At 60.9% G+C, this 24,982-nt stretch carries 22 protein-coding genes; 20 read left to right on the top strand and 2 right to left on the bottom strand.

Going from position 1 to position 24,982, the window contains the following annotated elements:
- Positions 1-115 precede the first annotated feature (115 nt).
- The 7 genes from EXN68_RS21940 to EXN68_RS21910 all read left to right on the top strand — a co-directional run bounded on the left by EXN68_RS21940 (position 116) and on the right by EXN68_RS21910 (position 7,705).
- Positions 116-1,177 carry a LacI family DNA-binding transcriptional regulator gene (locus tag EXN68_RS21940; protein ID WP_142842855.1) on the top strand — a complete coding sequence of 354 codons (1,062 nt, stop codon included), beginning with the start codon at positions 116-118 and terminating at the stop codon, positions 1,175-1,177.
- Positions 1,174-2,196 carry an ABC transporter substrate-binding protein gene (locus tag EXN68_RS21935; protein WP_142842854.1) on the top strand — a complete coding sequence of 341 codons (1,023 nt, stop codon included), beginning with the start codon at positions 1,174-1,176 and terminating at the stop codon, positions 2,194-2,196. Before EXN68_RS21940 ends, EXN68_RS21935 begins: the two co-directional genes overlap by 4 nt.
- Before the next feature lie 177 nt (positions 2,197-2,373).
- Complete coding sequence (locus EXN68_RS21930) at positions 2,374-3,201, top strand: ABC transporter permease (RefSeq protein WP_142842853.1); 828 nt, start codon at positions 2,374-2,376, stop codon at positions 3,199-3,201.
- Entirely contained in the window at positions 3,198-3,977 is a 780-nt protein-coding gene (locus EXN68_RS21925; protein WP_125146475.1) for an ABC transporter permease, read from the top strand. Before EXN68_RS21930 ends, EXN68_RS21925 begins: the two co-directional genes overlap by 4 nt.
- Positions 3,970-4,995 carry an ABC transporter ATP-binding protein gene (locus tag EXN68_RS21920; protein ID WP_142842852.1) on the top strand — a complete coding sequence of 342 codons (1,026 nt, stop codon included), beginning with the start codon at positions 3,970-3,972 and terminating at the stop codon, positions 4,993-4,995. The genes EXN68_RS21925 and EXN68_RS21920 overlap by 8 nt, the downstream gene beginning before the upstream one ends.
- Positions 4,996-4,997: 2 nt before the next feature.
- The gene (locus EXN68_RS21915) at positions 4,998-5,918 is read left to right on the top strand and encodes a nucleoside hydrolase (protein WP_142842851.1); all 921 of its coding nucleotides are present in this window, start codon (positions 4,998-5,000) and stop codon (positions 5,916-5,918) included.
- Entirely contained in the window at positions 5,915-7,705 is a 1,791-nt protein-coding gene (locus EXN68_RS21910) for an adenine deaminase (RefSeq protein ID WP_142842850.1), read from the top strand. Before EXN68_RS21915 ends, EXN68_RS21910 begins: the two co-directional genes overlap by 4 nt.
- A 30-nt stretch (positions 7,706-7,735) precedes the next feature.
- Here EXN68_RS21910 and EXN68_RS21905 read toward each other — a convergent pair whose 3' ends face one another.
- Entirely contained in the window at positions 7,736-8,659 is a 924-nt protein-coding gene (locus EXN68_RS21905) for a LysR family transcriptional regulator (protein ID WP_142842849.1), read from the bottom strand.
- 92 nt (positions 8,660-8,751) lie between these two features.
- Here EXN68_RS21905 and EXN68_RS21900 point away from each other — a divergent pair, with 92 nt between their 5' ends.
- Complete coding sequence (locus tag EXN68_RS21900) at positions 8,752-9,999, top strand: MFS transporter (protein WP_142842848.1); 1,248 nt, start codon at positions 8,752-8,754, stop codon at positions 9,997-9,999.
- Positions 10,000-10,023: 24 nt separating this feature from the next.
- On the opposite strand, the gene EXN68_RS21895 is transcribed toward EXN68_RS21900, so the two are convergent.
- Positions 10,024-11,196 carry a M20 aminoacylase family protein gene (locus tag EXN68_RS21895; protein WP_161991445.1) on the bottom strand — a complete coding sequence of 391 codons (1,173 nt, stop codon included), beginning with the start codon at positions 11,194-11,196 and terminating at the stop codon, positions 10,024-10,026.
- Positions 11,197-11,407: 211 nt separating this feature from the next.
- Between EXN68_RS21895 and EXN68_RS21890 the strand changes: the two genes are divergently transcribed.
- The 12 genes from EXN68_RS21890 (at position 11,408) to EXN68_RS21835 (ending at position 24,958) form a co-directional block, all read left to right on the top strand.
- Complete coding sequence (locus tag EXN68_RS21890) at positions 11,408-12,115, top strand: phosphoribosyltransferase (RefSeq protein ID WP_142842846.1); 708 nt, start codon at positions 11,408-11,410, stop codon at positions 12,113-12,115.
- A gap of 205 nt (positions 12,116-12,320) precedes the next feature.
- Positions 12,321-13,376 carry a dipeptidase gene (locus EXN68_RS21885; protein WP_142842845.1) on the top strand — a complete coding sequence of 352 codons (1,056 nt, stop codon included), beginning with the start codon at positions 12,321-12,323 and terminating at the stop codon, positions 13,374-13,376.
- A 50-nt stretch (positions 13,377-13,426) separates the two neighbouring features.
- On the top strand, positions 13,427-15,064 hold the full coding sequence (locus EXN68_RS21880) for an ABC transporter substrate-binding protein (RefSeq protein ID WP_142842844.1): 1,638 nt from the start codon (positions 13,427-13,429) through the stop codon (positions 15,062-15,064).
- A gap of 21 nt (positions 15,065-15,085) precedes the next feature.
- Complete coding sequence (locus tag EXN68_RS21875) at positions 15,086-16,153, top strand: ABC transporter permease (RefSeq protein WP_142842843.1); 1,068 nt, start codon at positions 15,086-15,088, stop codon at positions 16,151-16,153.
- Positions 16,150-17,082, top strand: a complete 933-nt coding sequence (locus EXN68_RS21870) for an ABC transporter permease (RefSeq protein WP_142842842.1) — start codon at positions 16,150-16,152, stop codon at positions 17,080-17,082. The genes EXN68_RS21875 and EXN68_RS21870 overlap by 4 nt, the downstream gene beginning before the upstream one ends.
- Positions 17,079-17,915: an ABC transporter ATP-binding protein gene (locus EXN68_RS21865; RefSeq protein WP_142842841.1), complete on the top strand. Its 837-nt coding sequence runs from the start codon at positions 17,079-17,081 to the stop codon at positions 17,913-17,915. Before EXN68_RS21870 ends, EXN68_RS21865 begins: the two co-directional genes overlap by 4 nt.
- Positions 17,912-18,661: an ABC transporter ATP-binding protein gene (locus EXN68_RS21860; RefSeq protein ID WP_142842840.1), complete on the top strand. Its 750-nt coding sequence runs from the start codon at positions 17,912-17,914 to the stop codon at positions 18,659-18,661. Before EXN68_RS21865 ends, EXN68_RS21860 begins: the two co-directional genes overlap by 4 nt.
- 261 nt (positions 18,662-18,922) lie before the next feature.
- Entirely contained in the window at positions 18,923-19,825 is a 903-nt protein-coding gene (locus EXN68_RS21855; protein ID WP_142842839.1) for a LysR family transcriptional regulator, read from the top strand.
- A 183-nt stretch (positions 19,826-20,008) separates the two neighbouring features.
- On the top strand, positions 20,009-21,544 hold the full coding sequence (locus EXN68_RS21850) for an ABC transporter substrate-binding protein (protein ID WP_142842838.1): 1,536 nt from the start codon (positions 20,009-20,011) through the stop codon (positions 21,542-21,544).
- Positions 21,545-21,738: 194 nt separating this feature from the next.
- Entirely contained in the window at positions 21,739-22,689 is a 951-nt protein-coding gene (locus tag EXN68_RS21845) for an ABC transporter permease (RefSeq protein ID WP_142842837.1), read from the top strand.
- The gene (locus tag EXN68_RS21840) at positions 22,686-23,507 is read left to right on the top strand and encodes an ABC transporter permease (protein WP_161991444.1); all 822 of its coding nucleotides are present in this window, start codon (positions 22,686-22,688) and stop codon (positions 23,505-23,507) included. Before EXN68_RS21845 ends, EXN68_RS21840 begins: the two co-directional genes overlap by 4 nt.
- A gap of 53 nt (positions 23,508-23,560) precedes the next feature.
- Positions 23,561-24,958 carry an amidase gene (locus EXN68_RS21835; RefSeq protein WP_142842836.1) on the top strand — a complete coding sequence of 466 codons (1,398 nt, stop codon included), beginning with the start codon at positions 23,561-23,563 and terminating at the stop codon, positions 24,956-24,958.
- Positions 24,959-24,982 lie beyond the last annotated feature (24 nt).

Genomic DNA, 24,982 nt, shown 5'->3' with positions numbered 1-24,982 from the left:
CGGGCATTTATGTCTTATGCCCAGCTTTTCGCCCATTTTGCCGCCCGGTGGACTCGACAGGGCGGTTTCACTCGACTATCGTGATTAAACGTTTAATCAGCCCTTTCGGTCCATCATGGCGTCTTCACGGCCTGCCACCAATCTGAGCGCGATAGCAGCGGCACTCGGCGTGTCGGTGGCAACCGTGTCCAATGCGCTTTCGGGCAAGGGCCGGGTTTCGCCTGATCTGGCGGAGCGTATCCGCAAGACGGCAAGCGAACTTGGTTATGTGCCGAGTTCGGCGGGCAGGGCGCTGCGCACCGGCAGATCAGGTGTTCTGGGGCTGGTTCTGCCCGATATTGCCAATCCTCTCTTTCCACAGATTGCGCAGGCCATCGAAAAGGCCGCGGTGAGTGCCGGTTACGGCGTGCTGATTGCCGACGCGCGTGGCGAGATCGCCATGCAGACGGATGCCATCAACCGGCTTATCGAGCGCGGCGTGGATGGAATGGTTATCGTTCCCCGCCGCGGCACGCGCATTACCGATGTCGATTGTCCCGTTGCGGTGATCGACAGCCCCTCGACCCCCGGAAACACAGTCGCAGCCGACCATTGGGATGGCGGCCGGCAGGTTGGCGAATATCTGGCGGCGCTTGGCCACAAAAAGGTGGTGCTGGTCGGCAAAAACCGGGATTCCAACGTGCAGAACGACCGTCTCGGTGGCATTCGCGATGGTCTTGGCAAGACCTGCGTTGCACAGGCACTGTGGATAGACGCCCTCGAAAAAGCCGATGGCGCAGGTTGCCGGCTTGGCCTTGCCGACAGGGTCGCTGAGGGTTTTACCGCTTTTGCCGCCGTTTCCGATCTGCATGCGCTGCGGGTGCTGACCGAATTGCAGCGCGAAGGCATCGAAGTGCCGGAAAAGGCCAGTGTCACCGGCTTCGACGATCTGATTTTCTCGGCCGTGGTCACGCCGCCGCTGACGACGATGCGCATGGATATGGGCCGCATCGCCGATCTTGCGGTTGGAGCGCTGCTGCGCGCCATTGACGATGTCAGCGAAGGCGGCCTCGCCGTCGATGTTACGGCAGAAATCTCGAAAGTACCGATGGCGCTGATCATGCGCGGCTCCACCGGCAAAGCAAAGCATGATGCGATTGAAGCCAAAAAAATCACAGCAGGAGAACTCACACCATGAAAAAGATCATTCTTGCATCGGGCGCTGCCCTGATGCTGACGATGGGAGCGGCTGAGGCGCAGGACAAGACGCTGACGATTTCGGTCTACGCCTTCGCGCAGGACGAATTCAAGGAACTGGTCTATACGCCGTTTGAGCAGAAATGCGGCTGCAAGCTGGTCGTCGAGACCGGCAACAGCGTCGAGCGTCTGGCCAAGATGGAAGCCAACAAGGCCAATCCGGTGGTCGATCTCGCCATCGTCTCCATGGCGGATGCTCTTTCCGCCACCCGCAAGGACCTGATCCAGAAGATCGATGCGTCCAAGGTGCCGAACATCGAAAACCTCTATGACATCGCCAAGGACCCGAATGGCGACGGCATGAGCGTCGGCGTCAATTTCTACGCCACCTCCATCGTCTACCGCACCGACAAGATGAAGATCGACAGCTGGGCCGATCTCCTGAAGGACGGCATTGTCGACCACGTCGCCTTCCCGAACGTCACCACCAATCAGGGCCCGCCGGCGCTTTATATGCTCGGTAAGGCCATCGGCAAGGACACGCCTGATCTTTCCGGCGCCATCGAGGCCGTGGGTGAAAAGAAGGACGAGATCGTCACTTTCTACGTCAAGTCCTCGCAGCTGGTGCAGCTGATGCAGCAGGAAGAAATCTGGGCAGCGCCGATTGGCCGCTTCTCCTGGGCGCCCTTCACCAAGCTTGACCTGCCGCTTGCCTGGGCCACGCCCAAGGAAGGCCAGACCGGCGGCATGAACGTGCTCGTCGTGCCGAAGGGCACCAAGAACGAGGACCTTGCCCTGCAATTCATGGATTTCTGGCTGTCGACTGACGTTCAGAAGGCGCTGGCCGAAAAGCTGGTGGACAGCCCGACGAACAGGGAAGTCAAGGTATCCGACGAGGTGGCGAACAACATCACCTATGGCGATGAAACCGCTCGCAGCCTGCAGCTCATCCCGTCCGACGTGACGCTCGATAACCGCGACAAGTGGCTGTCGGAGTGGAACTCCAAGGTCGGGCAATAAGCCAAAATAGTCGAATTCAGTCAGGAACGGGGTGATTTTCAGCGTCCGCAAGGGCTCGCCCCGTTTCAGGAAAAGCGGTTTGGTCGTCCCCTGACCGCTTTTCCAACCTTTTAAAGCCGCAAGCCGGTATCCGGCTTCAAGCGTAACCGGCCACAGCGCCGTTCAGGGAATAAACCAATGTTTCAGAACCGGGCCGAAGCGCTGGCGCTTGCCTTGCCCGCCGCGATTTTTGCGGCGGCGGTTTTTCTTGTGCCGGTCTTCATGCTTTTGTCGGAGGGCTTTCGCACCGCTGACGGCTGGACATTCTCCGCTTATGCCGATTTCTTCTCCGATCCGCTGAACCAGACGGTTTTCCTGCGCACCCTGAAGCTCGGCGCGCTCGTCACTGTCGTTTCGGCGGTGGTGGGCTATGCGGCGGCCTTCGCCATCATCAACCTGTCGCCAGGAACGAAGGGCCATGTGGTCAATCTCGTCGTATTGCCGTTGATGATTTCGCCGGTTGCCCGCACCTATGCGTGGATCGTCATTCTCGGCAGAACCGGCATCGTCAACCAGGCGCTGCAGGCGGTGGGGCTGAGTGATGCGCCGATCCGTATCCTGTTTTCTGAAACGGCTGTTTTTATCGGCCTTCTGCAGCTGTTCCTGCCGTTGATGATCATCTCGCTCATCAGCGCGCTGGAGAACATGCCGAAGGATACGATCGCGGCTGCCCGCGTTCTCGGCGCAAACTGGCTGCAGGTGTTCTGGAAAGTCATCCTGCCGCTCACCAAGGAAGGATTGGTGGTTGGCGGCACGCTGGTCTTTACCGGTTCGCTGACGGCCTATATCACGCCAGCCATCCTCGGCGGCTCCAAGGTGTTGATGCTGGAAACCCTGCTTTACCAGCAGGTCACGGTTTCCAACAATTTCGTCGCCGCCAGCGTCATCGCCTTCATCCTGATCGTCATGAGCTTTGCCGCCAATATCCTGCTGAAGCGCATCGCCACCGCAAGGAACAAGAAATGACCCGGCAGCTCTTCATTCCGCTCACGCTTCTTCTCGTTGTCGGTTTCCTCATCGGGCCGTTCCTCATCATCGTTGCTGCCTCGTTTTCGGCCGGCGATACGCTTGCCTTTCCGCCGCAGGGCTTTTCGCTGAAGTGGATCGCCAAGGTCTTCACAGTCGAAAGCTTCCGCGAAAGTTTCGCGATGTCGATGTTCCTTGCCATCGGCGGCACGTTCACGGCGCTGATCCTCGGCATTCCCGCCTCCTACGCCATGTCGCGCTACAAACTGCCCTTCGCAGAAACCGTACGCACCATCGTTTCGGCGCCGATCATCGTGCCCGGCATCATCGTTGGTCTGGCGCTGCTGCGCTATTTCGTCGTGCCTTTCGGCATCGGTATTACCCTTGCCCTGTTTCTCGCCCACACAGCGCTCATCCTGCCCTATGCGGTGCGGGTGGTGTCAGCCAGCCTCAACAATCTGCGCTCGGATATTGAGGAGGCTGCGGTGCTGCTCGGCTCGTCGCGGGTCGGCGCGTTTTTCCGGGTGGTGCTGCCGAATATTCGCGGCGGCATTCTCTCCGCCTTCATTCTCGGTTTCGTGACGAGCTTCAATCAGGTGCCGGTATCGCTGTTCCTGTCGGGTCCCGGCGTGCGCACGTTGCCCATCGACATGCTGGGTTACATGGAAATCGTCTTTGATCCTTCCGTGGCCGCCCTTTCTTCGCTGCTCGCCTTCCTTTCCATCGGCATCGTCTTCATGGCCGAACGTTTTCTGGGGTTCTCCCGTTATGTCTGACGCAAATTATCTTTCGCTCAACAAAGTCTCGCTCGCTTATGGCAACAGCATTGCCGTCAAGGATCTCGATCTTGATATCCGCAAGGGCGAACTTCTGGCCTTGCTGGGGCCTTCCGGCTGCGGCAAGACGACGACGATGCGCGCCATTGCCGGGCTGATGCCGGTGGCTGGCGGGCGCATCGATCTCGACGGGGCCGATATTACCCGTGTCGCCGCCAACAAGCGCGCCGTCGGTCTGGTGTTCCAGTCTTACGCACTCTTCCCGCATCTGACGGTTTATGAAAACGTCGCCTTCGGCCTGAAACTCAAGGGCATGGGCGGCAAGACGCTGGAGGACAAGGTCGCCTCCGGCCTGAAGTCGGTGGGCCTGTCCAACTTCGCCTCCCGCAAACCGGCCGAGCTTTCCGGCGGCCAGCAGCAGCGCGTGGCACTGGCGCGCTCCATGGTCATGGAGCCCAAGGTGCTGTTGCTCGATGAGCCGCTCTCCAATCTCGATGCCCGCCTGCGGCTTGAAATGCGCACCGAATTGCAGCGTGTGCAGAAGGAAACCGGCGTGACGATGATCTTCGTCACCCACGACCAGATCGAGGCGCTTGCCCTCGCCGACCGCATTGTCGTCATGAAGGGCGGCAAGATCGAGCAGATCGGTACGCCGGAAGAAATTTACAACGCGCCGGTTTCATCCTTCGTGGCTGACTTCGTTGGCTTTGAAAACATCTTCGCGCTGGAAGGCGGCGCGCTGAAAACCGCAAACGGTACAACACCGCTTTCCGGACCAGTCCCTTCAGCATCTGGACTGGCCTGGCGGCCGCGCATGGTCACCCTCGGTTCAGGTCCTTTCCAGGGAACCGTGCGCGGCACATCCTTTGCCGGCAACACCCGCGAATATCTGCTGGATACGCCGCTCGGACCCATCAAGGCGGAAACCGATGCGGCGCTTGCCGCGCATGTCATTGGTGATACGCTCGCCTTTGATCTGCCGGTCGAAAAGGCGGCGAGCCTCAAGGTGTTTAACTGACCATGGGTGTATGGATCGATACCGATATGGGCTTTGACGACATTGCCGCCATCATGGTGGTGCAATCGGCAGGCCTTGCCATCGACGGCATTTCGCTGGTGTTCGGTAATACGACGCTGGAAGCGGTGTGCGGCAATGCCGCCGGAGCGGTCTCAACCTTCGGCTGGTCGATGCCGATCCATCAGGGCCGTGCCAAGCCCGTGCTTGGCGCACTCGAAACCGCGCAATGCATTCTGGGCGATAACGGCATTCCGACCGTCGGCCAAAACTTGCCGGATGCGCCAGCCTTGCCGAAAAGCGATGCCTTTGCCGCCCTGTGCAACTGGCTTGAGGGTGATGGCGAAAAGCGCATTCTGGCGCTCGGCCCGCTCACCAATATCGCCGCGGTTTGCCTTGCCCGGCCTGATCTTGCCGCCAAAATTTCCGATCTCACCTGGATGGGTGGCGGCGTGACCAGCGGCAACCATACTGCATCGGCGGAATTCAACGCCTTTGCCGATCCGGAAGCGCTGGCAATCGTTCTGTCCCACGGCCTGCCGTTGCGCATGGTCGATCTGGACGCCTGCCGCAAGGTTATGGCCTCGCCGGCCGATGTGCTGCCGATCCGCGATGCCGGCGGCGAAAACGCTGCGCTGATTGCCGATCTGCTGGAAGGTTTCATCGGCATCGCCACCCGCCGTGGCAGAGCCGCCATGGCGCTTTACGATCCCGTTGCCGCCGTTGCCTTTACCTCCGGTCTCATTGGCTTGCGGCAGGCGCGGATCGATGTCGAACTTCATTCCGCCTTGACCCGGGGCAGAACCGTGGTCGAGATGCGCGCCGACAAGGTGGAAACCTTCAATGCGCACTTTGCCGAAACCGTTGATGCCGAAAGTGCGAAGACGGCGATTCTCGAGGCGTTGCGCCGGGAGGCCGCCCGATGAGCGCGAACTCTCCAACACGCGAGCCTGCCGATCTCACCGATGATGCGCTGCGCAGCCGCGCGGTCGCCGCCGCACGTGGCGATGCGCCTTTCGATGTCCTCATCACCGGCGGAACATTGGTGGATGTGGTGACGGGAGAGCTTCGCGCCGCCGATATCGGCATCGTCGGCGCTCTGATCGCCAGCGTGCACGAGCGGGCAAGCCGCAGCGACGCTGCACGGATCATCGATGCGGCAAGTGCGTTTGTCTCGCCGGGCCTCATCGATACACATATGCATATCGAAAGCTCGATGGTCACGCCGGCCGCCTATGCGGCGGCAGTGGTCGCCCGTGGTGTTACCACCATCGTCTGGGACCCGCATGAATTCGGCAATGTGCATGGCGTGGAAGGGGTGCGCTGGGCGTCGAAGGCAATCGAAAATCTGCCATTGCGCGCCATTCTGCTCGCACCTTCCTGCGTGCCATCAGCTCCGGGGCTGGAGCGTGGCGGTGCGGACTTTGACGCGACCATTCTCGCCGATATCCTGTCATGGCCGCAGGTTGGCGGCGTTGCGGAAATCATGAATATGCGCGGTGTCATCGAGCGCGATCCGCGCATGAGCGGCATCGTGCAGGCCGGGCTTGCCTCGGGCAAACTGGTCTGCGGCCACGCCCGCGGCCTGAAAGATGCCGATCTCAACGCCTTCATGGCGGCGGGTGTCTCCTCCGATCACGAGCTGGTGTCGGGTGAAGACCTGATGGAAAAGCTGCGGGCGGGGCTTACCATCGAGCTGCGCGGTTCGCATGATCACCTGCTGCCGGAATTCGTGGCGGCGCTGAATGCGCTGGGCCATCTGCCACAGACGGTGACACTCTGCACCGACGATGTCTTCCCGGATGACCTGTTGCAGGGCGGCGGGCTTGACGATGTGGTGCGCCGGCTTGTGCGTTACGGTCTGCGCCCCGAATGGGCGCTGCGCGCTGCCACGCTGAATGCCGCGCAGAAGCTCGGCCGTGCCGATCTCGGCCTCATTGCCGCCGGCCGCCGTGCCGATATCGTTGTTTTCGAAGATCTGAGCGACTTTGCTGCCCGCCAGGTGGTCGCAAATGGCAGGGCTGTCGCTGAAGGCGGCCGCATGCTGGTGGAGGTTCCCGCCTGCGACGCAACCGCGCTCGAAGGCTCGATGAAGCTGCCGCTTCGTGAGCCCGATGATTTCCGGGTCACATCCGAAGGCACGAAGATACGCCTTGCTACCATCGACCGCCCGCGCTTCACGCAATGGGGAGAGATGGAGGCCGAGGTGAAGGATGGTTTCGTCGTTCCGCCCCAGTGTGCGACGTTGATTTCCGTCACCCATCGCCACGGCATGGCCGAGCCGATCACCAGAACCGGATTCCTTACGGGCTGGGGAAACTGGAACGGCGCCTTCGCCACCACCGTCTCGCATGACAGCCACAACCTCACCGTTTTTGGTGGCAATGCCGAGGACATGGCGCTGGCCGCCAATGCGGTGATAAAGGCGGGCGGCGGCATGGCCGTTGCCTCGGAGGGCAAGGTCACCGCGCTTCTCCCGTTGCCGCTTTCCGGCCTCGTTTCCGATGCCCCGCTTGAAGACGTGGCAAAGGCTTTCGAAGAATTGCGCGAAGCCGTCGGCAGGGTGGTGGATTGGCAGCCGCCCTATCTCGTCTTCAAGGCCTGCTTCGGCGCCACGCTCGCCTGCAATATCGGCCCGCACCAGACGGATATGGGCATTGCCGATGTGTTGACAGGCAGGGTGATGGAAAGCCCGGTGATTGCCATTCTCTAATAGCGGCGGCCCGCATCTGCGGGCTGCGGTTCATTCGACCCCGGCCACGTCAGGCGTCTGTGTTTCGCGCGCGGCAATGCGCGCCGCCAACACGAAATTCTTCACCACCGGCGATGTCGTTCCGCGCCGATAGGCGAGCGATATGGAAAGCCGCGGCGGCGGGCCGCTGGAGGGCAGCAGGACGATGTTCTGCATTTTGACCTGCGCGACGGATTCCGGCAGGAGGGAAACCCCGAGTTCGGCCGCGACCAGCGACAATATCGAGGCGATTTGTGGTGCCGCCGGCCCGAGGTGCGGCGTGAAACCGGCCTCCTGGCAGGCTTTTATCGATGCATCGTGAAGACTGGTGCCGACGCTGCGTGGTGTCAGAATGAAAGGGTCGTCGCGCAATTCCATCAGGTCTATGGCGGTGCCGCGCCGCGCGAGCGGATGGGATGCAGGCAGGGCGACCAGAAGCGGTTCGTCAGTGAGCACTTCCTCGAGCAATGTATCGGGATCGGATTGAGAAGGGCGCAAAAGCGCCACGTCCAGCCGATCTTCGAGCAGGGCCGGTGTCAGTGCCAGGGCGGCTGCCTCCATTACCTGAAGCTCCACGTCGGGATATTGGCGTCTGTAGGTGCGGATGCAGGCCGGAACCAGAGGGTTGAGCGCCGCCGTGCCGGTGACGCCTATTCTCAGAATGCCGGTTTCACCGGCCGCCGCCCTGCGGGCGAGCCGGACACCTTCACCCACCTGATGCGGAATATGGGTCACCGCAGCCCGAAAGGCATGGCCCGCCGGTGTCAGTTCCGCACCATGCGCAAGACGCCGGAATAGCCGCACGCCGACTTCCTGTTCCAGAACCTTTATCTGCTGGCTGAGCGGCGGCTGCGCGATTCCCAGATGTTCTGCCGCCCGCGTAAAACTGCCCTCATTGGCGATGGCCAGAAAATAACGGATGTGCCTGAGTTCCATGATATTAGATCCAGATATGATGGGAACGCCTTCCATATATTAGAATGAAAGACTGAGTTGCGCTATAGCTGGGAGCGAAAGGGACAAACCCGATGCGCCAGCTCAAAAAACAGGATTTCACCCCGCCGATCGTCATGACGGAGGAGCCGCCGGATGTGCTGTGGATACGGCAGGGAAGCCGTCAGTTTCGCCGGGCGAGTTGGGCGCTTTTCCTCGCGGGCTTCGCCAGCTTTTCGCTGATCTATTGCGTGCAGCCGCTCCTGCCGGAATTTCCGGCGGAATTCGGCATCAACCCTGCAACTGCATCGCTGGCCCTGTCGCTGACGACGGGAACGCTTGCCTTCGCCATTCTGCTCAGCGGGGCCTTCGCCCAGCTCTTCACCCGCCGAAATCTGATGTTCGTTTCGATGATGCTGGCGGCCATCGCCAATATCATTGCGGCAAGCACGCAAGGCTGGGCATGGCTGCTTGCCGCCCGCGCGCTGGAAGGGTTCGTGCTCGGCGGCGTTCCGGCCGTCGCCATGGCTTATCTTGCCGAGGAGATCGAACCTTCCAGTCTCGGCAAGGCCATGGGGCTTTATGTCGGTGGCACGGCCTTCGGTTCCATGGCGGGACGTGTCGGCATGGGGCTGGTGTCCGCCTATACCTCATGGCAGGTGGCAATGTATGCGCTGGGGGCGGTCTGCATCCTCGCGGCCATCGGCTTCCTGCTGCTGCTTCCGCCTTCGCGGAATTTCCGGCCGCAGCACATGCCGCTTAAAAATCATCTGAGAATATGGGCGCAACATCTTGGAAACCCGGAACTTCGGCGGTTCTATTTCCTGGGCGCGATGCTGACGAGCGTGTTCACCACCGTTTTCAACTATTGCGCCTTTCGCCTCGTCGCGCCGCCTTACGAATTGGGCCGCACGGCCGTCAGCATGATTTTCCTGACCTTTGCCCTGGGTATCGTCGCGTCCTCCTATGGCGGGGCGCTGGTCGACCGGTTCAGCCGGCGGATCATGCTGGTGGTTGCCTTTTCCACCATCCTTGTCGGTATCCTGCTCACATTCGCCTCAAGCATCATCCTCATCGTGGCGGGGATTGCGGCGATAACCATCGGATTTTTCATCGGGCATTCGGCTGCCAGCAGTGGAGTGGGCGCAAATGCGGGTGCCGCCAAAAGCCATGCTTCCGCGCTTTATCTGCTGTTTTATTATTGCGGAGCGAGCATTACCGGCTGGGTCGGCGGCTGGTTCTGGATCCATGCCGGCTGGCCCGGCATCATGGCCATAACCGCCGGCTGCGCGCTTGCCGGAATTTTTGCCAGCCTTGCGCGCCCGGGCACGCGGCGCGCCTGAGCGGCCATCGCGTCGGCCGGGGCGTCACTCCACCGCCAGCTCCTGCTCCACCAGCGTCGCCCAGAACGCAACGCCCGGCACGATTGCCGCATCGTTGAAGTCGTAGGAGGTGTTGTGGTGCAGCGCGCCATCCACTGCCGGGCCGTTGCCCAGCCAGACATAACAGCCCGGGGCTTCACCAGCGAAGAAAGCGAAGTCGTCGCCGGCGGTTGAGGGCGGGAAGGCGGTGCGGGCCTTGTTGCCGAACACCGTTTTGGCGGCGCGCAGCGCCCGTTTCGTCGCTTCCGTCTCGTTGATGACGGGGGGAATGCGCCGGATGAATTCGTAATTCGCCTCGATGCCGAACATCGCCGCCGTGCCCTTGGCCAGCCTGCCGATTTCCGCTTCCAGCTGGTCGCGTACTTCAGGTGCATAGGCGCGCGCCGTACCGCCGATTTCAACGAGATCGGGAATGACGTTGAGTGCCTTGGGATCGCCCGCCTGAACCGAGCAGGCGCTGACCACGGCGGGCTGCAGCGGATCGACGACGCGGCCGACGATGGTTTGCAGCGAAGCGAGGAAGGTGCCGGCAGCCGTTATGGGGTCACGGCCAAGATGCGGCTTGGCGCCATGGGTGCCGATGCCTTTGAAGGTCACGCGCCAGCTGTCGGAAGAGGCAAGCTGCGGGCCTTCCACCACGGCCATTTCATCGATGCCGAGCCCCGGCATATTGTGCAGGCCATAGACTGCATCGCAGGGGAACAGCGAGAAAAGCCCGTCCTCCACCATTTTTTTTGCGCCGCCGCGACCTTCTTCGGCCGGCTGGAAGATGAAATGCACGGTGCCGGAAAAATCCCGGGTCTTTGCGAGATAGCGCGCAGCACCCAGCAGCATGGCGGTGTGGCCATCATGGCCGCAGGCATGCATCTTGCCGGGAAATTTCGATTTATAGGGCCTGTCGGGAATTTCCGGCATGGCAAGCGCATCCATGTCGGCACGCAGGCCTATGCTGCGGGTGCCATTGCCCACCTGCAGGGTGCCAACGACGCCGGTGCCGCCGAGACCGCGATGCACTTTCACTCCGGCCCGTTCCAGAAGATCGGCGACGATGGCGCTGGTTCTCTCCTCTTCGAAACCCAGTTCCGGATGCGCGTGCAGATCGTGGCGAAGCTCCGTCAGGAATGGCAGGTCCTCACCGATCCGGTCCAGCAGTCTCATGGGCAGCTTGTCCTTGAATATGGGAAAAACCCGAGTCATAGGTGGGTTCGCCCGAATGCCTGTTGCTTTGTTCCCTTCTAGCTGAAAAAGCCAATGAAATGAACCCGCCGCATGTATGCGGTTGCTGAAATGCCCGATATGCCGAACGGGGTTGGCGTGGCTGGAAAAACCGCGTCCGCTTTGCGCCATCCCGGTCCTGAAAGGAAAACCGATGCCGTCATCCGCATCGCCTGATACCCAGTCACCGGCCGCTCCTCATGAGTTCTGGCAGGCGATAGCTGCTCCCCGCACATTTGAAACGGCCGGGCCACATTCATCCTTCTTCCCGGCCGTACTGGATGATGGAAGGCAGATTTGCCTGCCGATAAGGCCGCTCGCGGATGGTGAACATGCGCTTGCCTCGCTGATCGTCAATCAGGCTTCTTTTGAGGTGCTGGAGGCGCTTGCCGCTGATCTGGCCGCAAAGCTTGCCCCCTTCAGCCCCGATGTCGTGATCGGCCTGCCGACGCTCGGTCTGACGCTTGCCGCCGCCGTTGCCCGCCATCTTGGCCATTCCCGTTACGTACCGCTCGGCACCTCACGCAAATTCTGGTATCTGGAGGAACTGTCGGTGCCCATGTCGTCCATCACCACCAAACAGGAAAAGCGACTTTATATCGATCCGCGTATGTTGCCGCTCATCGAGGGCAGGCGGGTGGCGCTGGTGGATGATGTCATCTCCAGCGGCAGCTCCATCATTTCAGGTCTTTCGCTTCTCGCGTCGTCCGGCATTCAGCCCGTCGTCATCGGCGCGGCCATGCTGCAATCGGATCGCTGGCGGCAGAAAATCGCCGCTTTCGGGCCGGAATGGACAGAGCGGGTGAGGGGTGTTTTCACCACGCCGCTGTTAACGAAAGCGCAAGGCGGCTGGCTGGCTTGACGTTGCGCAAATTCCGGCAAAACGCAAGTGGTGATAATTTCATCATTGCCTAATTTGCGTCTTGCGAAGCTGCGAGAGATCGTCCTAAGATCACTTTCGACAGATTATAGCGCCCGGCGAAAAACGCGCCGGTTTGCTTTCGTTCGGTGTCATTCCGGCGTCTGCCCGCCCCCTTTGGTTTTGCCGCTTACTGGAATTTCTTCCCATGCATGCAGTGTTCGACGGTCATAATGATGTGCTGCTTCGGTTGTGGCGCAACAGCAAGGCCGGTGCCGATCCGGTTGCGGAATTCAGAAACGGCACGCGGGAAGGCCATATCGATGGTCCCCGCGCTAGGGCCGGCGGTCTTGGCGGCGGAATCTGCGCGATCTACATCCCCTCCGGCGACCTCATCTTGCAGGAGCCGGACGAAAGCGGTCACTATGATACGCCGCTTGCCGCGCCGCTGGAGCGCTTGCCTTCGCTCGATATCGCCATGGAGAAGGCGGCAATTGCGCTGAGGCTCGATCGCGCTGGCGCCTGGCGGCTTTGCCGTTCCACGGCCGATATCCGCAAGGCCTTTGCCGAGGACGTTTTTGCCGCGGTGCTGCACATGGAAGGCTGCGAGGCGATCGGCGCCGATCTTGATGCGCTCGAGGTATTTTATGCCGCCGGCCTGCGCTCGCTGGGTCCGGTCTGGAGCCGGCACAATGTTTTCGGCCATGGCGTTCCCTTTTCTTATCCCATGTCGCCCGATACCGCGCCCGGTCTCACCGATGCCGGTTTTTCGCTGGTGAAGGAATGCAACCGGCTGGGCATTCTCGTCGATCTGGCGCATATCACCGAAAAAGGCTTCTGGGATGTGGCCAAGACCACCAACCAGCCGCTGATCGCAAGCCATTCCAACGCGCACGCGCTTACCCCCGTTGCCCGTAATCTCACCGACCGCCAGTTGGACGCCGTCAAGGACAGTCACGGTCTGGTCGGTCTCAACTATGCCGTGACCATGCTCAGGCCAGATGCGCGCGACATTGCCGACACGCCGCTTTCCGACATGGTGCGCCACATCGACTATATGGTGGAGCGCATGGGTATCGACTGCGTGGCGCTCGGATCGGATTTCGACGGCGCGACAGTACCCGTTGGCATTGCGGATGCGAGCGGCAACCACAATCTGGTTGCGGCGCTGAAATCGGCAGGCTACGGTGACGGCGAGTTGGCCAAAATCTGCCGGGAAAACTGGCTGCGCGTTCTGTCCCAGGCCTGGCACGAACCGGCCTGAAGACGCCCTATAGCGAATGAAATCAATCTTATAACAAAAGGGGAGATCCTATGATCAAATCGCTCAACAAATCCATGCGTATTCTCAGCACCAGCGCCGCTCTGTCGCTGATGATGCTGTCGGCTCCGCACGCTTTCGCCGCCACGCCGGCTGATACCCTGGTCGAAGGTTTTGCCATCGACGACATCATCACGCTCGATCCGGGCGAAGCCTTCGAACTGTCCGCCGCCGAAGTTACCGGCAACACCTACAGCAAGCTGGTCTCCATCGATCTCAACGACACGTCCAAGGTCATCGGCGATCTGGCCGAGAGCTGGACGACCTCCGAGGATGGCCTGACCTATACCTTCAAGCTGAAATCCGGCCTGAAATTCGCCTCCGGCAATCCGATCACCGCTGACGATGTGGCATTCTCCTTCGAGCGTGCCGTCAAGCTCGACAAGTCGCCGGCATTCCTGCTGACGCAGTTCGGCCTCAAGGGCGACAACGTCAATGAAAAAGCCAAGGCTGCGGATGCGAACACCTTCGTGCTGACGGTTGACAAGCCCTATGCGCCGAGCTTCGTGCTGAACGTGCTCACCGCAACCGTCGCTTCGGTGGTCGACAAGAAGCTCATCACCGAAAAGGCGAAGTCCGTTACCCCGAGCGCGGACTACAAATACGACACGGATTTCGGCAATGAATTCCTGAAGACCGGTTATGCCGGTTCCGGCCCTTACAAGATCCTCGGCTGGAAGGCCAACGAGGCCGTCATCCTCGAAGCCAACCCGAATTATTATGGTGAGAAGCCGAAGCTGAAGCGCGTCGTCTATCGCCACATGAAGGAAAGCTCCGGCCAGCGCCTGGCGCTTGAGAACGGCGATATCGATGTTGCCCGTAACCTTGAGCCGGGTGACATGGAAGCCGTTTCCAAGAAGGAAGGTCTTGCCGTCACTTCCGCGCCCAAAGGCACCGTTTATTACTTCAGCCTCAACCAGAAGAACGAGAACCTGAAGAAGCCTGAGGTCATCGAGGCTTTCAAATATCTCGTCGATTATGACGCGATCGGCGCGACGATCATCAAGGGTATCGGCGAAGTTCACCAGACCTTCCTGCCGAAGGGTCAGCTCGGTGCGCTTGACGAAAACCCCTATAAGCTCGACGTCGTCAAGGCCAAGGAACTTCTCGCAAAGGCTGGCCTGAAGGACGGTTTCACCGTGACCATGGATGTTCGCAACACGCAGCCGGTGACCGGCATTGCCGAAAGCGTGCAGCAGACGCTGGCGCAGGCCGGCATCAAGCTGGAAATCATTCCGGGCGACGGCAAGCAGACGCTGACGAAATACCGCGCCCGCACCCATGATATCTACATCGGTCAGTGGGGTTCGGACTATTTCGACCCGAATTCGAATGCCGAAACCTTCACCATCAACTACGACAATTCGGATGAGGGCAAGAACAAGACGCTCGCCTGGCGCAATGCCTGGGACGTTCCTGACCTGACCAAGGAAACCCAGTCGGCACTGCTGGAAAAGGACACTGCCAAGCGTGCTGCCATCTACGAAAACCTGCAAAAGGAAGTTCTGGCGAAGGGTCCCTTCGTCATCATCTTCCAGCAGACGGAAGTGGCGGGTTATTCCGCCAAGCTCCAGGGCCTGAAGCTCGGACCGAGCTTTGACACCAACTACGTCTACACGATCTCGAAGTGATGATCCGGAAGGATCGGTCTCTTGAGCATTGTTGAAGCAAACAGCAGGGCGAGGCAGGGCAAACGCCGTGCCAACGCCCGTGTGAAAGCCATTCTCGGCTTCGCCGTTACCGTCATCACCACCTTTCTGGGGCTGATGGCGGTCACATTTTTCATTGGCCGTGTGGTGCCGATCGACCCCGCGCTGGCGATCGTCGGCGACCGCGCGCCTGCGCATGTGGTTGAGCGGGTGCGCGAGCAGCTTGGCCTCAACCTGCCGCTCTGGCAGCAGTTTTTCCTTTATCTGAAGCAGGCGCTTTCGGGGGATTTCGGCATCTCCGTCCTCACCACCAATCCTGTCATGGAGGACATCAAGCGGGTGTTCCCGGCGACGATCGAGCTTGCCACGATCGGCACCATCATCGGCGCTGTCTTCGGTATTCCGCTCGGCGTTCTCGCCGCCGTCAAACGCGGCAGTTTTGCCGATCAGGTGGTGCGCGTCATCGGCCTCATCGGTTATTCCGTGCCGATTTTCTGGCTCGGCCTTCTGGCGCTGCTGGTGTTTTATGCCCGGCTGCAATGGGTCGCCTATCCCGGCCGTATGGATATCGTCTATGAATTCACCTTCACGCCGGTGACGGGCTTTTTCCTGATCGACGCGATCTGGCAGCGGCAATGGGACGTGCTGTGGGATCTGTTCCGCCACATCATCCTGCCCGCCTCTCTGCTCGGTTATTTTTCGCTGGCCTATATCAGCCGCATGACGCGCTCCTTCATGCTGAACGAGCTCGCCCAGGAATATATCGTTGCGGCCCGCGCCAAGGGGCTTTCGGAAACCCGCATCATCTGGTTCCACGCGCTGCGCAATGCCGCCGTGCCGCTGGTAACCGTGATTGCGCTGTCCTATGCCGGTCTGCTCGAAGGTTCGGTGCTTACCGAAACCATCTTCGCCTGGCCGGGCCTTGGCCTCTACATCACCAATTCCCTGCAGAATGCGGATATGAATGCTGTTCTCGGCGGCACGATCGTGATCGGCGCCATCTTCGTCGGCATCAATCTCTTCTCCGATCTGCTTTACCGGACGCTCGATCCAAGGACGCGCAGCCGATGACGATTTCGACCGATACACTCAAGCCCTATAGCCGCGAATGGCTGCTCTCCGACCGGCCGTCCTCGCGCAGACAGGCACGGCTTGGCCGCGCCTATGTCATCTGGCGGCGGTTTTCAGAAAACCGGCTGGCGCTGCTTGGCCTCGGCATCATCATCGCGCTGCTCTTCGTCGCGCTGTTTGCCGATGTGCTGGCGCCGCATAACCCGGTGCAGGGTGATCTGCGCAACGCCCGGCTTTTGCCACCAGGCACCGAGGGTTATCTGCTCGGCACCGACGATCAGGGGCGGGATATTCTCTCGCGGCTCATCCACGGTTCGCGGCTCACTCTGTTCGTGGTGCTGCTGGTGGCGATTATCGCCGCACCCATCGGGCTTATCGTCGGCACTGTCTCGGGTTATGCCGGCGGTTGGGTCGATGCCATTCTGATGCGCATCACTGATATCTTTCTCGCCTTCCCGAAGCTGGTTCTGGCGCTCGCGCTGGTGGCGGCACTCGGGCCGGGCATTGAGAATGCGGTGCTCGCCATCGCGGTCACCTCGTGGCCGCCCTATGCGCGTATCGCGCGCGCCGAAACCATGACGTTCCGCAATTCCGATTTCATCGCCGCGGTGAAGCTCATGGGCGCGTCGCCCTTCCGCATCGTCTTGAAACACGTCATGCCGCTGTGCATGTCGTCGCTCATCGTGCGTGTGACGCTCGATATGGCGGGTATCATCCTCACTGCTGCCGGTCTTGGTTTTCTCGGTCTTGGTGCCCAGCCGCCGCTGCCGGAATGGGGTGCGATGATAGCGTCGGGACGCCGGTTCATTCTTGATCAGTGGTGGGTGGCGGCCATGCCGGGTATCGCGATCCTGATTGTCAGCCTCGGTTTCAACCTTCTGGGCGATGGCCTGCGTGATGCGCTGGATCCGAAGGAGGCAGGCCAATGAGTGCGCCGCTTCTGACCGTTCAGAATCTCCGCGTGTCTTTCCCCACCCGCACCGGGCTGGTGGAGGCGGTGCGCGGCGTTTCGTTCACGCTTGGGCGCGAACGCCTCGGTATCGTTGGTGAATCCGGCTCAGGCAAGTCGCAGACGGGCCGCGCCATCATGGGGCTGACCCCGAAAAGCGCACGCATCGAGGCTGATACACTGCGTTTTGGTGATATCGATCTGCTCAGCGCTTCTGCGAAGGAAAGGCGGATCATGCGCGGCAAGCGCATGGCCATGATCCTGCAGGACCCGAAATATTCCCTGAACCCGGTGATGACCATCGGGCGCCAGATCATGGAAACCTTGCGGACCCATGAAAAGATCGGCAGCGGCGAGGCGCGTCAGCGCACGCTTGCGATGCTTGAGGCCGTGCAGATCCGCGACCCCGAGCGCGTTTTCGATCTTTACCCGCACGAGGTTTCCGGTGGCATGGGTCAGCGCGTCATGATTGCCATGATGCTGGTCTGCGGCCCGGAATTGCTGATCGCCGATGAGCCGACTTCGGCGCTTGACGTGACGGTTCAGTTGGAAGTGCTCGATATCCTAGACAAGCTGGTGCGCGACCGTGGCATGGGGCTGATCTTCGTCAGTCACGATCTGCGGCTCGTATCCTCCTTCTGCGACCGTGTTCTCGTCATGTATGCCGGCAAGGTGGTGGAGGAGCTGTCTTCCGCCAATCTGAAGGAAGCCAAACACCCCTATACGCAGGGGCTTTTGAACTGCCTGCCGGAAATTGGCGGCCACCGCCATCCGCTGCCCGTTCTGGAACGCAAGCCGGAGTGGCGCGCATGAGCACAGTTCTTTCCATCAAAGACATGGTGGTGGATTTCGACGGTTACATCGCGCTCGACAGCGTCAGCGTTGACGTGGCCGAGGGTGAATCCTTCGGTATCGTCGGTGAATCCGGTTCCGGCAAATCCACGCTGCTGCGCGCCATTGCCGGTCTCAACCATTTCGATGAAGGCTCGCTGATGGTGGCCGGTCGCTCCTATCAGGGAAAACACCGGGACAAGAGTTTCTATAGCGATGTGCAGATGGTGTTTCAGGACCCCTATGGGTCGCTGCACCCGCGCCAGACGGTGGATGCGCTGCTGCTCGAACCGCTGGTAATCCACGGTCTCGACAATCGCGAACAGCGCATTGCCCGTGCATTGGACGAGGTGGGCCTCGGCTCCGGCTTCCGCTTCCGTTATTCGCACCAGCTTTCCGGCGGCCAGCGCCAGCGCATCGCCATTGCCCGTGCGCTGATCGTCGAGCCGAAAATCCTGCTGCTGGATGAACCGACTTCGGCGCTCGACGCCTCTATTCAGGCCGAAATCCTCAATCTTCTGGAACAGGCCCGCAAGGACCGTAACCTCACCTTTGTCATGGTCAGCCACGATCTCGGCGTCATCAGCCACATGTGCGATCGCCTGGCGGTTATGAAAAGCGGCAAGGTGGTGGAAATGCTGGAGGCGGAAGCGCTGGAAAGCCGCGAATTCAGCGCGGATTATACAAGGCAGCTGCTGGTGGCGAGTGAGGGTTTCAAACGCGCTTGATGGCGTGGGGGTGCCGCTCGTTTCTTCTCCCCGCTGGGGAGAAGACGCCCCGAAGGGGCAGATGAGGGGGCAAGTTCTCCGCATATCTCTGCCGTCGCCCCCTCATCCGGCGCTGCGCGCCACCTTCTCCCCGGCGGGGAGAAGAAACAAGTGGTGCGCTTTCGTTCCACAGGTGATCTTCTTGGGTGAGGTATTTTCTCATCGTGCTGCGATGATATGCTGGCCCGCCACATCGGCCCACCCGAATAAGGTTTCCACCCCATGCAACTGCGCGCCTTGATGTATTTTGACGAACTCGTCCGCACCAATTCCATGCGCGCCGCGGCGGAAAACCTGAATGTCGCGCCAACGGCGGTCAGCCGACAGATCGAAAATCTCGAATATTATTTCGGCTCGCCGCTGGTGGAGCGATCCAGCCGCGGCGTGAAGTTGACGGCGGCAGGTGAGCTGCTCGCCGCCCGTGCCGGCAAGACGCTGCGCGAGCTCGACCATGTGCACCAGCTGATCGATGACCTGAAGGGGCTGCAGCGCGGCCGCGTCACGGTCTATGCCAATGGCGCGACGGTGGCCAATCTTCTGGCGCCGGTGCTGGCGCAGTTCAGCCTGAAATATCCAAAACTGCGTTTCGAGGTGCATATTACCAGCGCCCGCCAGGCGATGGAGGCGCTGGGCGCGGCTGAGGCCGATCTGGTCGTCAGCCTTTTTGCCCCAAAGGTTTCCGGTGTGAAAGTGCGTTCGCGCACCCGCATCAGCTATGATGTCATCTTCCCGGCCGGCCATGCGCTCGCCGCCCAGCCGGAAGTCTCGCTGAAGGAGCTGGCCGGCCTGCCGCTTGCCCTGCCGGACAAAAGTTTTGCCGCGCGGCAGGCATTCGACACGCTGTTTGCCGATGCCGGTATTGAGCTTGATCCCGTCTTCATTACCAGTTCGCTGGAAATGCTGAAGGAGCTGGTGCTGGGTCACGCCGCCGCCACGCTGCTGCCGGCGCTTTCGGTGGCGCGTGAAATCCGCAGCGGCCAGATGGTTGCCATTCCCTTGACCGGCAAAAAAGGCATCCATACCCAGATCGATCTCTGCGTTGCGCCTGACCGGCAATTATCCTTCGCCGCCTCCAAGCTTGCCGATTTCATCGAGCGCTTCATGCGCGAGGCGACGGCTGGGTAGGCGGGGCAGTCGGTGTTTCTGTCGGAGAGGTTGATTTCCGTTCGCATTTCCGTGTAGCCATTTCAGCTACACGGAGCACACAAAAATCGAGATTGTGTGTGCGCCTGCAACATGACACTCTTTTTGCAACGGGTGGTCTTCGGAAGGGCAAAAATGCCCCGGCCGCCAGACAGGGGACTAAGGATGCCACGCACTTATCTTTCGCAGGCGGCAACGCTTTCGCGCCGCACCGCGCTGACCCTCGCATTGGGCACCGCGCTCTGGCTGCCGCTTTCGCTTGCGGGGGCTGAGGCTGCGCCGAAAACCGCGCTGACGCTGGGCATGGCAGTCGAGCCGACCGGCCTCGATCCGACTATTGCCGCCCCCGTCGCCATCGGTCAGGTGACCTGGCAGAATGTCTTTGAAGGTCTGGTGACGATCGACCGCGACGGCAAGGTGAAGCCGCAGCTTGCCGAAAGCTGGGAAATTGCGCCTGACGGCAAGACCTACACATTCAAGCTGCGCAAGGGCGTCACCTTCCACGATGGTGAGGCTTTCGATTCCGCCGTAGCCAAATTCTCGCTGGATCAGGCGCGTGGCGAAAGCTCGGTCAATCCGCAGAAACGTTTCTTCGCCGCCATCGACAGTATCGAGACACCGGATGCCGCAACGCTGGTGCTGAAGCTGAAGCAGCCGGCCGGCAGCCTTCTTTACTGGCTCGGCTGGCCTGCCTCCGTGATGGTCGCGCCGAAAAGCGCCGACAATAACCGCACCACACCCATCGGCACCGGCCCGTTCAAATTCGTGAACTGGGCGAAGGGCGACAAGGTGGAACTGGAGAAGAACGCCGCCTATTGGGACAAGGCCGTGGCGGTGAAACTCGACAGGGCGACTTTCCGCTTCGTGTCCGACCCGCAGGCGCAGGCGGCGGCCCTGAAATCGGGCGATATCGATGCCTTCCCGGAATTCGGTGCGCCGGAACTGATGACCTCCTTTGATGGCGATAAACGCCTCGGCACCTTTGTCGGCAATACCGAGCTGAAGGTCGTGGCCGGCATGAACAATGCCCGCAAGCCTTTTGACGACAAACGCGTGCGACAGGCGCTGATGATGGCGGTGGATCGGGGCACTGTCATTGAAGGCGCCTGGTCCGGTTACGGCACGGCCATTGGCAGCCACTACACACCTAATGACCGCGGATACATCGATACGACAGGGGTGCACCCTTACGATGTCGACAAAGCGAGGGCGCTGCTTGCCGAAGCGGGGTATGCCGACGGTTTTAGTTTCACCATCAAGGCCCCGCAGATGGCCTATGCCCAGCGCACCTCGCAAATCCTGCAGGCGATGCTGGCCGAAATAGGTGTGACCATGACCATCGAGACCACCGAATTTCCGGCCAAATGGGTGGCGGATGTTCTGAAGGGCGCGGATTACGACATGACCATCGTCGCCCATGCCGAGCCGATGGATATCGATATCTATTCCCGCGATCCCTATTATTTCAACTACAAGAACCCGACCTTCAATGAGGTCATCGCCAGCGTCGAAAAGACGGCGGATGCCGCTGAGCAGGAAAAGCTTTATGGCGACGCCCAGAAAATCCTCGCCGAAGATGTGCCGGCTCTTTTTCTGTTCGTGATGCCGAAGCTTGGTGTCTGGGACAGGAAGGTGAAGGGGCTGTGGGAAAACGAGCCCATTCCCTCGAATGTGCTGACGGATGTGCATTGGGAAGAGTGACGTTTGTCGATACCCGTTTCTTCCGTCATGCCGGACTTGATCCGGCATCCAGCCAGCCCAAGTCCTTGGGCTGAAAGGGCTCTCTCCGCCGCGCAGACGCGCGTCGGCTGGATTCCGGCTCAGGGCCGGAATGACGGGAGAGAGATAACTGGACCTTCGACCGCAGGCGAAACAAAGCAAGGAGAAGATGCCAGATGTTAACCGTCCTCATCCGGCGTCTCGCAAGCCTCGTCATCACGCTGTTTGCCGTCTCCCTCATCATCTATGTCGTCATGGGCCTGCTGCCGGGTGATCCAGCCGCCATCATGCTCGGCACTTCGGCGAGCCCCGATACGCTGGCCGCCCTGCAGAAGCAGATGGGCCTCGATCAGCCGCTGCCGCTGCGTTATCTCCACTGGCTCGCCGGCGTGTTTCATGGCGATCTCGGGCAATCCTATACCTATGGCGTGCCTGTGGCGGGGCTGATTATTGAGCGGCTGGCCGTTACCCTGCCGCTCGCGCTGCTTGCCGTCTGCCTGTCCGTTGCCATTGCCATTCCGCTTGGCGTGGCGGCGGCGCGGAACCGCAACGGGGCGCTGGATTTTGCGGCCGGGCTGTTTTCCCATGTGGGCATTGCCGTGCCGGGTTTCTGGGTCGGGCTGCTGCTCATCATCGTGTTTTCCACCACGCTCGGCTGGATGCCATCGGGTGGTTTTCCTGGCTGGACGCCAAGCTTTTCGGCAGGGCTTGTGGCGCTGGTGCTGCCGGCAATCGCCCTGGCGCTGTCGCAGGCCGGGGTTCTCACCCGCGTCTGCCGTTCCGCCGTGCTTGAAGTGATGAATGAGGATTTCGTGCGCACCGCCCGCGCCAAGGGCTTGAGCGAGCGGGTGGCGCTGTGGCGGCATGCGGTTCCGAATGCGATGATCCCCGTTGTCACCATGATCGGCCTGCAATTCACCTTTTTGATTGCCGGCGCGGTGCTTGTCGAGAATGTCTTCAACCTGCCGGGCCTCGGGCGGCTTGCCTATCAGGCGCTGACCCAACGCGACATCGTCGTCATGCAATCCGTCGTGCTGTTCTTCTCGGCGCTGGTCATCATCATGAATTTCGTTGTCGATATCGCCTATCTCTTCATCGATCCGAGACTGCGGGCAGGTGCGCGATGATGCGATTTATCCGCCGCCGCCCGGCCTTCGTTGTCGGCATCGCCGTCACCACCTTCCTCGTTGCCGTTGCCCTTCTGTCGCTGGTCTGGACGCCGGTGTCCCCCACAAAGATGCAGATCGTCCAGAAGCTGAAATCGCCATTCGTTTATGGCGGCCTCGGCACGGATCATTTTGGCCGCGACGTGTTGTCCATGCTGATGGCCGGTGCGTGGAATTCGCTGTCCACCTCCATCGCCGCCGTCGCCATCGGTGCATTTATCGGCACGACCATCGGCGTGGCGGTTGCGGCGCTGCGCGGTTTCACCGAAACCGTGGTCATGCGCATCTGCGACATCATCTTCGCCGTGCCGCCCATCCTGTCGGCGATGATGCTTGGCGCCTTCATCGGCACGGGCCGTTTTACCGCCATCATCGCCATCGCCACCTTCATGGTGCCGGTGTTTGCGCGGCTGACGCTGGGGGCCGCACTGCAGATATGGGCGCGGGAATACATCACCGCTGCCATCAGCATCGGCCAGAACCGCGCCAAGATCACGCTTTTCCATATCGTGCCGAATATTTCCAACCAGATCATCGTGCAGGTGACGATCCAGCTCGGTCTTGCGATATTGACGGAAGCAGGCCTCTCCTTCCTCGGTCTTGGCATGCCGCCACCCGCCGCCACCTGGGGACGAATGCTCGCCGATGCGCAGACCTATCTTGGCGCGGCACCCTGGCTTGCCATCATGCCCGGCCTTGCGATTGCGCTCGCCGTCTTCGGCCTCAATCTTCTCGGCGATGGCCTGCGCGACCTGCTGGACCCGCGCGATACCGGCTGACCGTTTCAAGCCGATATCGCCCCAATTTCCTGTTTTTCTGACGAGACGATGCCATGACCGATCTCATAGACCTCAACACGCTCGAAATCCTGGCTCTTTACCGGGAGAGGAAACTCTCGCCATCGGAATATTGGCAGGCGGTGGAGGCGCGTATCGATGCTTTCGAACCGGTGGTGAACGCGCTTTATGCTTATGATCCGGAAGATGCACGCAGGCAGGCGCTGGCCTCGACGGAGCGTTGGCAAAAAGGCGAAACGCTCGGGGCTCTCGATGGCATTCCGGTCTCGCTGAAGGAACTCATCGCCACGAAGGGCCACCCGGTGCCCCTCGGCACCAGGGCGGTGGAACTGGTGCCTGCGGCTGAAGACGCGCCGGTGGCTGCCCGCTGCCGCGAGGATGGCGCGATCCTTTACGCGAAGACCACCTGCCCGGATTACGGCATGTTATCGTCAGGCCTTTCCAGCTTCCACAAGCTCAGCCGCAACCCGTGGGACCCCACCCAGAACCCTGGCGGTTCCAGCGCCGGCGCGGCTTCGGCAGGCGCTGCGAGTTATGGTACGCTGCATATCGGCACGGATATTGGCGGCTCGGTGCGGCTCCCGGCCGGGTGGACCGGTCTCTTGGGCTTCAAGCCGAGCCAGGGCCGCATCCCGGTCGATCCCTATTATACCGGTCGCTGCGCCGGGCCGATGACCCGCACCGTCGTTGATGCCGCCTATGCCATGGCGACGCTTTCGCGGCCCGACTGGCGAGATGGTACATCACTGCCGCCGAACAACATCGACTGGATGGATCTCGATATCGACGTGAAAGGCCTGAAAATCGGCCTCATGCTGGATGCCGGCTGCGGCCTGCCGCTGGATGAAGAGGTGCGCTATGCTGTTGTCGCGGCTGCAAAGCTGTTCGAGGCGGCTGGTGCTATCGTCATCCCGGTCGAGCCGGTGCTGACGCGCGAGATGCTGGACGGGCTAGATGATTTCTGGCGGGCGAAATTCTGGGGCGATATGGTGGCGCTGAGCGATGAACGCCGCGCGGCGATCCTCCCCTATATTCTCGAATGGGCGGAGAAGGGGGCGGAGGTTAGCGGTTCCCGTGCGGTCTTCGGTTTCAATCAGACGATGGAAATGCGCAAGACCTGCGGGCGGCTGATGCAGACAGTGGATGCGGTTATCTCGCCCACCAATCCAATCGTCTCCTATCCGGCCGACTGGGCCTCGCCCACCAATGATCCCGCAAGGCCGTTCGAACATATTGCCTTCACGGTGCCGTGGAACATGTCGGAACAGCCGGCTTCCTCGATCAATTGCGGTTACTCGGCATCCGGCATGCCGATCGGCCTGCAGATCGTCGGCCCCCGTTACGAGGATTTGTTCGTGCTCAAACTTTCAAAGGCGTTCGAGAATTGGGGCGGCGGTGTGAGACGCTGGCCGCAGCCGCCGCAGGCCCGCTGATCCCACCTTTATCGGCCATGTAGT

The sequence above is a fragment of the Martinezella rhizogenes genome (assembly GCF_007002745.1).
Classification (GTDB): Bacteria; Pseudomonadota; Alphaproteobacteria; order Rhizobiales; family Rhizobiaceae; genus Agrobacterium; species Agrobacterium cucumeris.
This window is presented reverse-complemented; position numbering and strand designations above follow the sequence as displayed.